Consider the following 13,106-nt stretch of genomic DNA (forward strand, 5'->3'; position numbering starts at 1 on the left):
GACTGAGCACTTCGGTTCCGTTATCTTATCTGAAGTAAAGGCCTCCGTTTACGTCGAAGGTGGCGCCGGTGATATAGCGGGCCTCATCACTGGCCAGAAAAACCGCGGTTGAGGCCACGTCCGCTCCAGTGCCGAGGCCGAGCGGGACCTGGGAGCGCATTTGTTCGACGCCGGATGGACCGTGAACCTTGCGCAGTAGATCGGTCTCGATGATTCCCGGTGCGATCGCGTTGACCGTTATTCCGAACGGCGCGGCGGTCCGGGCGAGGGTTTTGGTGAACCCGAGCAGTCCGCTTTTTGTAGTCGCATAATGAATATGTCCCTTGATCGCCCCTTGTTCGCCCGTCACCGAACTGATTTGGATAATCCGTCCTCGCATTTGCTCGCGCATGATCTCCATCGCGAATTTCGAACACAGGAACGTGCCGGTCAGATTGATTTTTAACATCCGGTTCCAGTCGTCGAGCGTCGTGGTGAAGATGTCTTTGTCTTCGGAGATCCCGGCGTTGTTGACGAGGATATCCAGGCCGCCAAATTCTTTCCGGACCGTCACGAAAAGTTCACGGACATCCACCTCGTCGCTGACGTCCCCCAGTACCACGACGGCTCTTTGCCCCAGTTTTTCGATCTCGGCTTTCACGCCGTTTGCTTCCTGCGGAGAGCCGCCGTCGTTGATCAGGAGGCTGGCCCCGGCTTTTGCGAACGCGACGGCCATCGACCGTCCCAATCCCCGGCCCGCGCCGGTGACCAAGGCGACTTTCCCTTTCAGTGAAAACGTCTCGTTCATCGATACCTGTAGAGGCGGATTTCCCCCGGGGCGAGCGGAGAGTCGATCACTTCGACGGGTCCATCGAGGCTGGACACGGCGATCAACCGGCGTTTGTGCTGCAACTCGAAGGCGGGTGTTTCTGTGTCATCGGTCGGATTCATCAGAAGAATGCCAATTTCGGCTTCCGATTCGAACGCCGTCACCTGGAGGCGGTTGTTTTGTATCCGGATACCGACGGTATCGATGAACCGGCCACTCCAGAGAAGGTCGCGGTTGTCGCGCTGGAACCGGATCAGTTTCGAGAGGTGGGCGAGAGATTCGCCCAGGTCGACGTCCTGCATCATTTGGATGCCTTCGTTTTCCGAGATCGCTTCGTAGTCTTTGAAGGAAGGACGGATGCCATGTTCCACGAAGGAGCGGTCCGGGCCATAGCGATATTCCACTTCCGGTCTCATTCCGTAACGCAACCCGAAGTTGGCGCTCTTCGGATCGATGACGGGTGTTTTGTGGCGCTGAGTGACGACGTATTCGGGAAACGTGTAACGGAAGAGGGCGGGGAATGCCGTATCATGCGGCCGAAATCCCGCGCCCGATCCGTGGGTCAGGTCGATGTGCATGTTGGTGCAATCGCAGATATGTTCCGTCATGATCAGGAAATCCGGGTCGATGCGATGCATGTGTTCCTGGATTTGTCGCAGGTTTTCCACGACACCCGGACCACAGGCCTCCCCTGGACGATCGTGATCATGCTCGCGGCTGAAGCACAGCGGCCAGCGGGGAGACCCGATCTGATCATAGAGAATCCCCGAAGCTCCAAGCTTTTGGGCCTGTTCGGCCAGCGACAACAATATCGCGCGCCATCCCTCCGTTGATTGGCATCCGTAGGCATGGACCCGGGCGGGAGCATCCCGGTATTTCTGCCACATTTCCAGAAACGGTTCGCCTCGTTCGCTGAGGCAAGCAATTCCCTTTCCGTCGCCAGGGAAGAAGTCACCCAGCACGTCCATCAACTGTCCGTTCACATATAAAATCACCTTCGTCCCGGCGTCCCGGGCTCGACGGATGTTTTCCGCCAATGCTTTTTCGCCTCCCATCGCCGGATCCGGAATGTATCGGGGGTAATGCCGGTCATGGCCGCCGGCGGTCCATCCGAACAGTCCGAGGAAATTCAGTCCATTGGTCTCGCCGAGCTTTCGGAGGAGGTCGATGTCATCGTAGTTCCAGATGATCTCGCCGTTCTGTTGTTTCATGATGACCAATTGCCAGCCGGGGAAATCCTCGGCGGCGGCCGGTCTTTTCAGGGGTTTCCACCAGGTGTTCGCCCAGCGCCGATAAAAATCCGCCGCGACGTGCCATTGGCCTTGGTAAGGTCTGATCAACGAAGGGGCCGACTTCCATTCTTCACCCGGGAGTAGGTACGGTATTTTTGTGATTGAGAGATCGAGGGCGCTATCCTGGTTCCGATAATACGCGTTGAGGTAGGTGGCCTGGAAGCTTGAGTCATGGGAACCGACGTAAAGCCCATGATCTCCGCGATCCACCACGACAAACTGCATCGAAGCTTCCTTGGGATAGGTGATCCGCATGTCCCGGATTTGAGTCGGATCATCGTAGCGTTCACCGGCCTCGTTGGGCCAGAGCAACTTGCACGGCGTTGCCTTGGGATCGATTCCACGAACCACTGGGCAATGGATCTCCCGCACGATCGATGCTGATTCACGGTTCGCTAGAGTGGCGGAAATGGAGATCGAATCTCCGTGGGTTTCGATGTCGATTGTCAGTTCGACATCAAACTGGCGGGATTCGTCACCAATAGATGAGTACACGAATTTAAGGCCGTCGGGGGTCTCCGTGATCGTGGGATCCGGTGAAGTCGCGGAAGTCACCAGATGCTTCTTGCCGAGGATGTTGCCGTCGGAGGGCTCCTGCATGACCACCTCCCACAAGTGCCCCTGTTCGGTTTGCAGGAACGGTTCCCGGCCGTTGAGGGCGATCAAGTTGATGCCTCCCTTTTGGTCGAAGCCGACCGTGCCTTCCCGGAGGTTAACGCTATGTTTATTCATGGTCGCCGGTCCTGTCTTTGGAGGAGAAGGTGGACTGAGCGTCCGGCGGTCGAATCTCCGTCAGGGCGCCGGTGTAATGACGCAGTCCGTGAATTTGATAGGGATGGGCCGCGATCGCGTCTTCATCGATTTCGATTCCCAGTCCCGGGGCGTCGGAAATCACCATTTGGCCGTCTCTCAGGTGGCAGGATTCACGGGCCACTTCGCTGCGCCAGGCCACGTCGGTGGCCATCGTTTCCAGATAGGGGAAATTCGGGGTGCATGCCGCCAATTGGAGAGTGGCGGCGTTCGCGATGGGACCGGATGGGTTGTGCGGACAAAACGGAATTTGCCAGATTTCGGCCAGAGCGGCGATTTTCCGCAACTCCCAGATTCCGCCGGCATGGGAGACATCCGGTTGGATGTAATCGGCGCAGCCTCGTTCGAAGACCTCCCGGAATTCCCACCGGCTGTAAAGGCGTTCTCCCATGGAAATCGGAGTGCGGGTCTCGTGGCGAAGCCGGGCATAGTTTTCGAGATTCCCCGGGATGAGCGGCTCCTCGAACCAGAGAACATCGTAGTCTTCCAATGCCCGGGCGATCCGGCGGGCCGCCGGCAATTCGAAGCGCCCGTGACCTTCGACCATCAGTTCCGCGGCGGTGCCGACCGCCTCCTTGACGGCTTCAACAACCCTCATGGAAATGTTCAGCTCGCGTGACGAAAGGGTCCGGTAAGCGGATCCGAACGGATCCCATTTCAAGGCTTTGTAGCCCGCTGCGGCGGCTGATTTCGCCGCGGACGCGAACTCGTCGGCGGATTTGGCGTTCGCGAACCAGGCGTTTGCGTAGCAAGGAACCGTGTCGCGGACTTTGCCGCCCAGCAGTTGCCAAACCGGGACGCCAAGAGCTTTGCCCTTCAAATCCCACAACGCCATTTCAATCGCCGAAAGGGCGCTCATCAAGACCGGGCCGCCGCGCCAATACGCATCCCGGTAGGCATCCTGCCACCAACCCTCAATGTTATGCAGATCCCGTCCGGCCAACGACCCCTCCAACTCATGCACCGCTTGCAGCACGGTCTTTTCCCGGTATTCCAGGGTCGCTTCCCCCCAGCCGTATTGACCGCAGTCGGTTTCGATTTTCACGAACGCCCAATTGGTCCGGTAGGCGTCGCAAAGGTAGGTGGTCAGTTTCTTGAGCCTCATAACTCGGGGAATCTGCGTTTGGCAATTTGTTGAAAAGTTTATTTCAAGGAACTGAGCATCGCACACAAATCGCCTGGATGCACACCGGGACGCTTTACAGGAAACGGAAAAAAGTTAATAAAATTATGCATGACCGAATTCGCGGAGGTTCCGCTGAGGCATTCCGAGGCCGGAGGCTGGCGGAATTTGCAGGTGCGTTTGACCCGATGTTACCAAGGATCCGTCGCCGGACGATCGGGGCGATTTCTGGGCAACGTTTTGACGATATGGAAATTGATCCGGGGAAGCGTTCAGGTGGAGAAGGAGGGGGTTCGGCTGGCGGCCCGGAGTGCCGATGGAGTATGGATGGTGGGGACTCCGGGGGAGAGGAACCAACGGTTTTCCGGGGATGCAGAGATTTTGTCGCTTCATTTTTCGGTCGAGTCTTCGGGCAATGGGGCGGAGTGGCGGGGGAGGCCTTTTGTATTGATAAAACCTGACGCCGGGGCGGTGCGGGCGCTTGCAAAGGTGACCGGTTGCGCGGCGATTCGGAGTTTGAGCGCGGCCCAATCCCTGCAGCTCTCGCGGCTGGATTTCTCCCTGGAAGACCAATTGGAATTGCAGGAGCGAACCGTGGGGTTGTTTCGGAGTTTGCTGAGGTTGCTGCCGGCGGCTGGACTTGACTACGGCCCGCCTCTTATCGCGGATTCCCGGGTGAGGGCGAGTCACCGCCGTTTGGCGGGATTGAGCATTCAAGCCGGGTTTTCGCGCGAGGAATTCGCGGCGGAGTACGGGTTGACCGCGGGGCAACTGGAACGGTTATGGCGGCACGAGTTGGGGGCGACGCCTTCGCAATACCGGGATCGACAGCGGAGCCTTTATGCGCGCGAGCAACTGTGGAGGAGCGATGTCTCGGTGAAGGCCATCGCCGCGGAACTCGGGTTCCGGCATTTGTCGCAGTTTTCCAATTGGTTTCGCGCCCGTCACGGAGTGTCGCCCAGGAACTATCGGGCCGCGGGAAAGACGTCGGTATAGGGGGCTTTCAAGAATGAGACCCCTCTTTGGAAATGAAATTGAGTTTCCGGTTGTTCGGTCTTTGATCGAATCATGGATCTTGAAGCGAAGTTGGAGCGGTTGAGTCCCGGGGGGGAGCATTGTTTTTTTGGATACTACGATTTGCCGGCCTGGAGCGGGCGGGGGGACCGGCATTTGGTCCACCGGGTCGGGTTTATAGATCAGATGCCGGGGCCGGAGGATGTCGCCGAGGTCGGGTTCCTGGAGGCCGGGAGCACGGAGTTCCACAAGATTGGCGAAACGACCGCGTGGAACTTCCAGCAAGGAGCGATGCTCCAATGGCATCCGGCGGCTCCGGATGATCAGGTAATTTATAACCGGCGGGAAGACGGGCGCTATGTCGGGGTCGTCCAGGACTTGGCGGGGAAGATCGTGCGGCGGTTATCCCGACCGGTGGCCAACGTCGATCCCCGCGGGCGCTTTGCGTTGAGCATTGGATTTGAACGGATGTTCGATTTTCGGCCGGGTTACGGTTACGCCGGAATCGCGGATCCATTTGCTGGCGAGGCCCATCCGACCGGTGACGGCGTATTCCGGATCGACCTCGAATCGGGGAAGTCTGAACTGGTGCTCTCGTTGCGGGTGCTCGGGGAATTCTGCCGGCCTTATTTCGGGGAGAACAAAATTTTGGTCAACCACCTGAATCTGAATCCCGGCGGGACCCGTTTCGTCGCCTTGGTCCGGAACTGGGGATGGCAATCGCAGGGGAGTGCGGACACCCAGGCAGCACCGATCGGGACGCTGGCGGTCACGGCCAACGCGGACGGGAGCGATCCGTTTATTTTATGGGACGGCGGAGTCGCGTCGCACTATCATTGGCGCGACGACGAAGTGCTGGCGATGGTGATCAAGGATCCGAAAGGACGGATCACGCTCGGCGAGTTTCGGGACCGGACCCGGGAGTATCGGTTGGTGGATCCGGATTTTTTCGTGGATGACGGTCATGAAAGTTACTCACCAGATCTCCGGCGGCTGGTTTACGACAGTTATCCCCGCGAAGGAAGGCGGCATCTGTATCTTTACGATTTGGAATCGAAGCGGGGCGTCGATTTCGGTTCGGTGAAGTCGCGCGAGTTGGACGACCCGGTCATCCGCGAAACCCGGTGCGACCTTCATCCCCGTTGGCATCCGACGGGGAAGGCCCTGTCGATTGACTCCGTCCACGAAGGATTTCGCGGAATCTATCGGTTTAGTATTCCGAAGGAATGAACTTCGGCGGGATCAAAGCTCTTTTGGGGTGTTTTTTCATCGATTGAAATAAATCTGCGCGGGGCTTTGTTGGGTTCATAAGTAACTTTATTTGAATTGATTGTGTTTTCTTAAGTCTACCGAAATCATTGCTTGAAGTCTTCTTATTGGTGTTATTAGTTTTGTTCGGTATCAAATGGTTTGACACCTGATTTGAAGGGTGAAAAAAGGTGCATGCGACTGGCTCCCATTCGGGCGGTTGCGAAATCGATCCTGGAGTCCGATGTTTCCTTTTGAACCAGCGTCGTCGATTCTTTCAGCGGAGTCCGCCGAAAAGCCGACGAAAATATTTAAGATGAACCGTGCCACGGCCGCGCAGCACAATCGTCAGACCGTACTCCATTTGCTGGCGAACCAGACCCCGCTCTCGCAGTTGCAGATCGCGCGGGTGACCAAGCTGCGTCCGTCGACTGTCTCCTATATCATCCAGGATTTGAAGAAGCTGGATTTGATCCGGGAGAGTGGCGTCATGCCCGCGACTCGGGCGGGTCCGAAGGAGACCTTGTTGGAAATTTGTCCGAAGTCCGCCTGGGCGGTCGGGCTCGACTTGGATGCGCTTGGTCCGAAGCTTTGTCTTATCAATGCCGCGGGTCACATTCTGACCCAGCACCTGTTTCCAATTATCAAGGATTTCGAGGAATTCGTGGCGGAGTTGCCGGATTTGATTCGGGAATATTCGGAGTCGCTTCGGTTGGATCCGGAAAAATCGGTCGGATTGGCGGCGAGCGTCCCGGGCATCGTCAACCCGGAAACGGGGTTGGTGTTGAAATCGATCTCGCTGGGGTGGGAGCATTATCCGTTGGGTGAAATCCTTCGGAAGCATCTTGGTCCGCGCATTTATGTGGAGCGTGACACGACCTCCGGAGCCTACGCGGAGAAATACGTCGGTCGGGCGCGCGATTGTGATGATTTCGTTTATCTCCTGCTATATCCGAAGTGGACTGGGGTCGGGCGCGCGAGTCGGCGTTATTCCTATGGTTTGGCATTTGTCATGAATGGCCGGGTGTATCGAGGATGCAATTTCGCGGCAGGTGAAGTGGACGAATTGTTGTTACCTGAGCAGATCCGGAAAGAGATCAATTTCGCGCCGGAAACCAGTCAGGAGGAGAAAGAAATGACACTGTTTCTCCAGTCGCTGGGCCGGATGATCGGCAGTATCTCCAACCTCTTTGATCCGGAAGTGGTGATTCTCTGCGCGAATGGGCAGTTTTTCTCCCCGGATCGGTTGGCGGTGGTTGATCAAGCCGCCCGGACGGCGGTTTTTAACGTCGAAGACCGGCGGTTTTCCCTTGTCAGTTCGGCGGTGGGGATTAACGGACTCTCGTTTGGCGCGGCGCTCTCGTGTTTGCATCAAGGTTTGCGGGAACGATTGAAAGCGGCGGCCGGAGGGGATTGAGGCCGGTGGCTGGCAGGACGTCCTGGTAGCATCCGGCTTTCGCCGGATGATGCATCGGCCTTTCGGCCGATGACCCGGTCTCCCAGGCTCCCGCCCGTGCGCAACGCCCATCCGGCGAAAGCCGGGATGCTACCAGAAAGACCGGAATCGCCGTAGCGTCGGCCTTTCGGCCGATGACCCGGTCTCCCAAGCTCTCTCTCCTGCGCAACGCCCATCCGGCGAAAGCCGGCATGCTACCAGAAGAACCGGAATCGCCGGAGCATCGGCCTTTCGGCCGATGAACCCGGTCTCCCAAGCTCTCTCGCCTGCGCAGCGCCCCATCCGGCGAAAGCCGGGATGCTACCAGAAAGACCGGAATCGCCGTAGCATCGGCCTTTCGGCCGATGAACCCGGTCTCCCCAGCTCTCTCTCCTGCGCAGCGCCCCATCCGGCGAAAGCCGGCATGCTACCCAGAAAGACCGGAATCGCCGTAGCGTCGGCCTTTCGGCCGATGAACCCAGTCTCCCAAGCTCCCTCTCCTGCGCAGCGCCCCATCCGGCGAAAGCCGGGATGCTACCCGAAGAACCGGAATTCCCGTAGCGTCGGCCTTTCGGCCGATGAACCCGGTCTCCCAAGCTCCCTCCTGCGCAACGCCCATCCGGCGAAAGCCGGGATGCTACCCGCAGAACCGAAATCCCCGTAGCTCAATCCTGGAGGCGCACCGAGAAGCGTTCCGAACTCGGACGGCTCGGGTCGGTGAGGTCGGCGGGGTCGACCAAGGCGACACTGCCATCGGCATAGCCGATATTCAGCCGTCCCTTGTGGCGGGCATGGAGAGCGGGGGTGGAAACATTCGCCACTTGGGCCGCGTAAAAGAGGTACCACTGGGAAGGGGTTCCGCCGGGGGTGCTGTAGGTGTCGCCCATCAGGACGTAACGGCCCGGATCGGTCAACGCGTCGAGATTGGTCTGACGATGTTCGGCCGACCCGCCCTGGGGAGTCGCGCTCACGCTGGAATGGGCGACGCGCATTCCGTAGACGCGGCTCCGGGCGACCGGATCGTCCGGATATACGTAAGGATCGAAGCTCGGGCAGACGAAGACGCTGCCGGTGGTTTCGTTGCCCAGATACCCTTCTTCTACCAGGGTTTCGTTCCAGGTAGTTTGGTTATCGGTCTGAACCGGGGGAGGCAGGAGCCGGTTGTGGTCGTCGGCATACATCAGCAGGGTTATCCCGACTTGGCGAATGTTGCTCAGGCATTGTGCTCCCCGAGCACTATCGCGCACCGAACCGACTACGGGAATCAAGATCGCCGCCAGGATGCCAATGATCGCAATCACGGTCAGAAGTTCGATGAGAGTAAATCCGGTTCGAGTCCTCCGGGCCTGGGAATAGGATTTGAGGTTCATTACAAGGGGAAACTTTGATGACAAAACCAGCGAAGTCAATGGTTAATTCAATGATCGTTCTAATTTATGTTCGAACGGACTCCAGTCGCGGAAAACTATGGGGACAGGAAGATACCCTAGAGGTTTCTATATTCTACTTAAGGCTATAGGCTGAATCGGCGACGTGGATGATGGGCGGTATTCTTCGGTTTTCCTGGGCCTCAAATAAATAGTTCTATGATTGTATTGACTTCGAAGGTGGTGCCTGATGAGCTCTATCTCGTTGGTTGTTTTCTCGTCTCAGGAAAGTGGTCCGCTGCGGACCGCAGCCCTTATTTTATGATGAAGATTTTTTTCCCGATCTTTTCGATGCGCCGACTGACTTCGGCGATGTTGGTTATGTGTCCGGTATTGGGTTTGGCGGCCTGTTCGATGGGGGCTCCCCCGATGGAGAAGCCTTTGGTGTTGATGTCCCAGCATCGTGCTGCGGGAACCTCCATTCCCGATGAACTGCGGGAGAACGTCGGGACCGTGGACATAGTTAGTCCGATGTGGTTCGAGGTGGACGATCACGGCGAGGTGCGCCGGCTCGACGACGTGCAAGGCTCCTTTGATTCCTATCGGAGTTTTTGCCGGGATAACGAGATCCGCCTCCTTCCGATCGTCCGCACCTTCTCCCCGCAACCTTTATTGGCGGACGAAAAGGCGATCACCCGCGCGGTTCGCGAAATCCATGGGTTGGCCCGGAAGGAAAAGTTCGACGGGATCCTGGTCGATTTCGAACATTTGGAGCGCCAATCGCGGGAACCGATGGTCTCGTTGATGCGGCAGCTCGCTCCGTTGATGCGGCGGGATAATTTGATTCTGGGAATCGCGGTGGCTCCCCATTCGTGGCATGGCGAGCTCGATTATGGAAACCTCGCCCGGTTCAGCGATTTTATGTTTGTCATGTTTTATGACTACACCGGGCCCTGGAATCCGAAACGGGTGGGGGCGACGGCTCCGATTCACCGTCCAGAGACGGTCAACGACGTCAGCCGCGATTTGCAGCGGATACTGGCCGATGGAGTTCCCCCGGAGAAATTGCTTTTCGGAGCCCCGATGTATGGAAACGTTTTCGAATTCGATGAAGCAGGGGTTGGGGTTTCGGCAAGGACCATGTATATCGAATCCCTCCTTGAATTGAAGACGAAGCACGGAGCCTCCCGCCAATGGGATGATACCGCCAAAGCTCCGTATTTCGAATTTCAGGACGCCGCCGGCACCCGTTTCCAAGCCTGGTATGAAGACCGGGAATCGTTCAAATTCAAATACGCCCTTGCCCGTGATCTTCAGTTGGGCGGACTCGCCTTTTGGGCGGTGGGAGCTGTCCGTGGCGGCAGTGGTCCTGACTTTTGGCCGGTCCTCAAGGAGGAAGTGGAGGAACGGAGGCAATGACGGAAGCCTGCATATCCGCCTGATTTTCACCCGATCATCCGTCTCAACCAAACAAGTACCCAGATGAAAACCAAATCCCAATTCACTCGCGGCGATTCCGTCCGCAAATATTTGATCGCCTCGGCGGTCGTTCTGGCTTGCTCGGCCACCCTGCTCCAGGCGGAAACCGCCTGGATCGGAGGCAATGGAAACTTCAATGCCGGTTCCAACTGGAGCACCGGAATCGTGCCGGGGGAAACCGATATCGCCGTCTTCGACCACCGGGCCGCAGTGACGAGCTACACCTTGAGTTTCGGCGGCGAGGATGCTGCCACCGAGGGAGCTCGTTTTCTGGCTTCCTCTGGAACGATCGGTTTCACGATCGGAAACGGGGTAACCTGGAGTGTCTCCGACCTTTTCCAGGTGGGGAATGGGGCGGGAGCCAATCCGGTTGTTCAATTGCTCACCGGCGAAATGACGGTCGGAACGTTGACGGTTCACCCGGGAGCCCGTTTTCAAATGCGGGGCGATTCCGTGCCGGCGGCGGGACCGGTCCTGACGGTGGAAAACGGCTCCAACATTGCCAGTTCCGACTTATTGATCGCTGACTTTGAGCGCGCCTTTACCTGGAGGATGACCGGGGGAGATCATCAATACACCGGGGCCGGGCCTGTCAGTATTGCCGATGGAGCCCGCTCCCAAGCGGACGTGATTGTCACTGGCCCGGAAACCACGTGGAACAGCGGCGGCGGAGCGTTGAACATCGGCCAGAGAGGCTTGGGGCATTTGTCCATTCTTGACGGAGCGGTGGTATCCACCAACGCGGCGTATCTCGGGCGTGAGCATGCGGCCTCCGCCGGGAGTTCCGCCGCCGTTTCGGGTGCCGGGTCGCGGTGGAATCTTTCGGGGACGCTCCGCGTCGGCCAGGCGTTTCCGGACACTTCGCTGGTGATCAGCGACGGGGCCGCTGTGAATGGTGTTGATGCTCGAATCGGGGAAGGGGTCGCCGCCAGTGGCAATGAGGTGTTGGTTACTGGCCCGGGTTCATCCTGGCAGCTTTCGTCGCACTTGACCTTGGGGGGAGCTGGTGGACAGAACAGTTTGCGCATCGCCGACGGGGGGACGGTGCAGAGCGCAGGCTTTGTCCGGCTCGGGCGGGAAGCCTCGACCAGTCATGAGAACCTCGTGGTGATCGAGGATCCGGGCTCGCGTTGGACGTTTGTCGGAACGCCCCCGGACGATTCGTTTACCGTCGGCCATCGGGGAAAAGACAATCAACTGCTGATCCGTAACGGCGGGGAGTTGTCGGTTACCGGTTCCAGTCTCTTGGGCGCTCTTGCCGAGAGCGCCGGTAATATTGCCACCGTGACAGACGAGGGTTCGCTTTGGTCGACCAGCGCGCTGTTGATTGTCGGCAACGGCGGGGCGAACAATCTCCTGTCGATCGACGATGGCGGCGCGGTTGTGGCCCGGGATCTTTGGGTGGGATCGACCGCTGGCTCTATCGGCAATCGAATCGAGATCAACGGCGGAAGACTCGTTGTCGATAACGAACTGCATGTCGGTCTCAACGGCGAAGGGAGTGTTCTTTTCAATGGTGGCCGGATGGAAGTCGCCCGTCTCTACGTGGAACACGAGGGGAGGAGCACGTTCGATTTTTCGGGCGGACGCCTCGAAACCGGAAGGGCGGTGATCACTCATGGAGAACCGCTGACGATCGGAGATGGCGAGCAGTGCGCGGTATGGTACATCGGCGCCGACTCCCACACGGTGGCGGGCGGAGTGGTCGTCTCGACCAGCGGGATCCTGGCCGGGGCCGGAACCTTGACCGCCGACGTGGTGAACAGCGGGCGGATCATGCCGGGCCACTCCCTCGGCGCCTTGACCATCGACGGCGATTTGATTCTGGAATCGTTTTCCGATCTGGTGTTGGAGATCGCCGGGTCGGGAGAAACCGAATACGACCGTTTGATTGTGACTGGCGATACGGTGATCGACGGAATTTTAACGGTTCGGTTGGTCGAAGGTTATCAGCCGACCGGCGAAGTTTCTTTTCAATTTTTGAATCTTGCGTCCCAAATAGGGGAATTCTCGATGGTCGATTTGCCGGAGCTTCCCGCTGGTCTTTTCTGGAACGCAACCGAACTCTATTCGGCCGGTAAACTGATCATTGAATCCGATGGAGAAACTGGCGGCTTCGACGCCTGGCGGGCCCATTGGTTTCCGGACGATCTCGGAAACGAACAGATCAGTGGCCCGGGCGCGAATCCTGCCGGGGACGGCGTGATCAACCTGATGAAATACGCCCTCGGGCTCAGTCCGGAGGTCGCATCCCGCGATTCATTGCCGACAGGCGCGATCCAGAATCTTCTGGTGGAGGGTAGCGAAGGCCGTTATCTGACCCTGACCTTCACCCGGCCGGGGAACATCACGGATATCGTGTATACGGTGGAGGCCTCTTCCGACCTCGTCGATTGGGCGTCGACACCGGTCGAGGCCCTGGTGGAGGAACACAGTGACGGAACCGTCACCTTGGTTTACCGGGACGCAGCACCCGTCGGCGAGACCGCACGTCGATTCCTTCGACTCAGCGTCCGGCTAAACTGAATAC

9 protein-coding genes are annotated in these 13,106 nt (G+C 58.3%); 5 read left to right on the top strand and 4 right to left on the bottom strand.

Translation table 11 applies throughout. The annotated features are described in order from the left end of the window. Nucleotides 1-25: 25 nt before the first annotated feature. From ACWUI2_RS12470 to dgoD, 3 genes are read right to left on the bottom strand one after another with little or no spacing between them, the layout of a single operon-like run. Complete coding sequence (locus ACWUI2_RS12470) at nt 26-787, bottom strand: 3-oxoacyl-ACP reductase family protein (RefSeq protein ID WP_486983177.1); 762 nt, start codon at nt 785-787, stop codon at nt 26-28. Next, a complete protein-coding gene (locus ACWUI2_RS12475) occupies nt 784-2,832 on the bottom strand; it encodes a DUF6259 domain-containing protein (RefSeq protein ID WP_486983178.1) in 2,049 nt (682 codons plus the stop codon). Before ACWUI2_RS12475 ends, ACWUI2_RS12470 begins: the two co-directional genes overlap by 4 nt. Beyond that, nucleotides 2,825-4,015: a galactonate dehydratase gene (gene dgoD / locus ACWUI2_RS12480; protein WP_486983179.1), complete on the bottom strand. Its 1,191-nt coding sequence runs from the start codon at nt 4,013-4,015 to the stop codon at nt 2,825-2,827. The genes ACWUI2_RS12475 and dgoD overlap by 8 nt, the downstream gene beginning before the upstream one ends. A 129-nt stretch (nt 4,016-4,144) precedes the next feature. Between dgoD and ACWUI2_RS12485 the strand changes: the two genes are divergently transcribed. The 3 genes from ACWUI2_RS12485 to ACWUI2_RS12495 all read left to right on the top strand — a co-directional run bounded on the left by ACWUI2_RS12485 (nt 4,145) and on the right by ACWUI2_RS12495 (nt 7,712). After that, nucleotides 4,145-5,029 carry a helix-turn-helix domain-containing protein gene (locus ACWUI2_RS12485; protein ID WP_486983180.1) on the top strand — a complete coding sequence of 295 codons (885 nt, stop codon included), beginning with the start codon at nt 4,145-4,147 and terminating at the stop codon, nt 5,027-5,029. Between the two features lie 72 nt (nt 5,030-5,101). Continuing rightward, on the top strand, nt 5,102-6,277 hold the full coding sequence (locus ACWUI2_RS12490; protein WP_486983181.1) for a TolB-like translocation protein: 1,176 nt from the start codon (nt 5,102-5,104) through the stop codon (nt 6,275-6,277). 334 nt (nt 6,278-6,611) lie between these two features. After that, nucleotides 6,612-7,712, top strand: a complete 1,101-nt coding sequence (locus tag ACWUI2_RS12495; protein ID WP_486983182.1) for an ROK family transcriptional regulator — start codon at nt 6,612-6,614, stop codon at nt 7,710-7,712. A gap of 683 nt (nt 7,713-8,395) precedes the next feature. Here ACWUI2_RS12495 and ACWUI2_RS12500 read toward each other — a convergent pair. Continuing rightward, nucleotides 8,396-9,100, bottom strand: coding sequence for a prepilin-type N-terminal cleavage/methylation domain-containing protein (locus tag ACWUI2_RS12500; protein WP_486983183.1), 705 nt, complete (start codon nt 9,098-9,100; stop codon nt 8,396-8,398). A gap of 318 nt (nt 9,101-9,418) precedes the next feature. On the opposite strand from ACWUI2_RS12500, the gene ACWUI2_RS12505 reads away from it, so the two are divergent. Together ACWUI2_RS12505 and ACWUI2_RS12510 are read left to right on the top strand one after the other, a co-directional pair. Further along, on the top strand, nt 9,419-10,516 hold the full coding sequence (locus tag ACWUI2_RS12505; RefSeq protein WP_486983184.1) for a glycosyl hydrolase family 18 protein: 1,098 nt from the start codon (nt 9,419-9,421) through the stop codon (nt 10,514-10,516). 63 nt (nt 10,517-10,579) lie between these two features. Then, nucleotides 10,580-13,102, top strand: coding sequence for a hypothetical protein (locus tag ACWUI2_RS12510; protein WP_486983185.1), 2,523 nt, complete (start codon nt 10,580-10,582; stop codon nt 13,100-13,102). Nucleotides 13,103-13,106: the final 4 nt, after the last annotated feature.

Source organism: Verruconatronum alginivorum (assembly GCF_056590205.1).

Excerpts from the sequence above, each read along its gene's own strand:
- ACWUI2_RS12505 (WP_486983184.1), top strand. The coding sequence starts at position 9,419 with ATGATGAAGATTTTTTTCCCGATCTTTTCGATGCGCCGACTGACTTCG.
- ACWUI2_RS12510 (WP_486983185.1), top strand. The coding sequence starts at position 10,580 with ATGAAAACCAAATCCCAATTCACTCGCGGCGATTCCGTCCGCAAATAT.
- ACWUI2_RS12495 (WP_486983182.1), top strand. The coding sequence starts at position 6,612 with ATGAACCGTGCCACGGCCGCGCAGCACAATCGTCAGACCGTACTCCAT.
- ACWUI2_RS12485 (WP_486983180.1), top strand. The coding sequence starts at position 4,145 with ATGACCGAATTCGCGGAGGTTCCGCTGAGGCATTCCGAGGCCGGAGGC.
- ACWUI2_RS12470 (WP_486983177.1), bottom strand. The coding sequence starts at position 787 with ATGAACGAGACGTTTTCACTGAAAGGGAAAGTCGCCTTGGTCACCGGC.
- ACWUI2_RS12500 (WP_486983183.1), bottom strand. The coding sequence starts at position 9,100 with ATGAACCTCAAATCCTATTCCCAGGCCCGGAGGACTCGAACCGGATTT.
- dgoD (WP_486983179.1), bottom strand. The coding sequence starts at position 4,015 with ATGAGGCTCAAGAAACTGACCACCTACCTTTGCGACGCCTACCGGACC.
- ACWUI2_RS12475 (WP_486983178.1), bottom strand. The coding sequence starts at position 2,832 with ATGAATAAACATAGCGTTAACCTCCGGGAAGGCACGGTCGGCTTCGAC.
- ACWUI2_RS12490 (WP_486983181.1), top strand. The coding sequence starts at position 5,102 with ATGGATCTTGAAGCGAAGTTGGAGCGGTTGAGTCCCGGGGGGGAGCAT.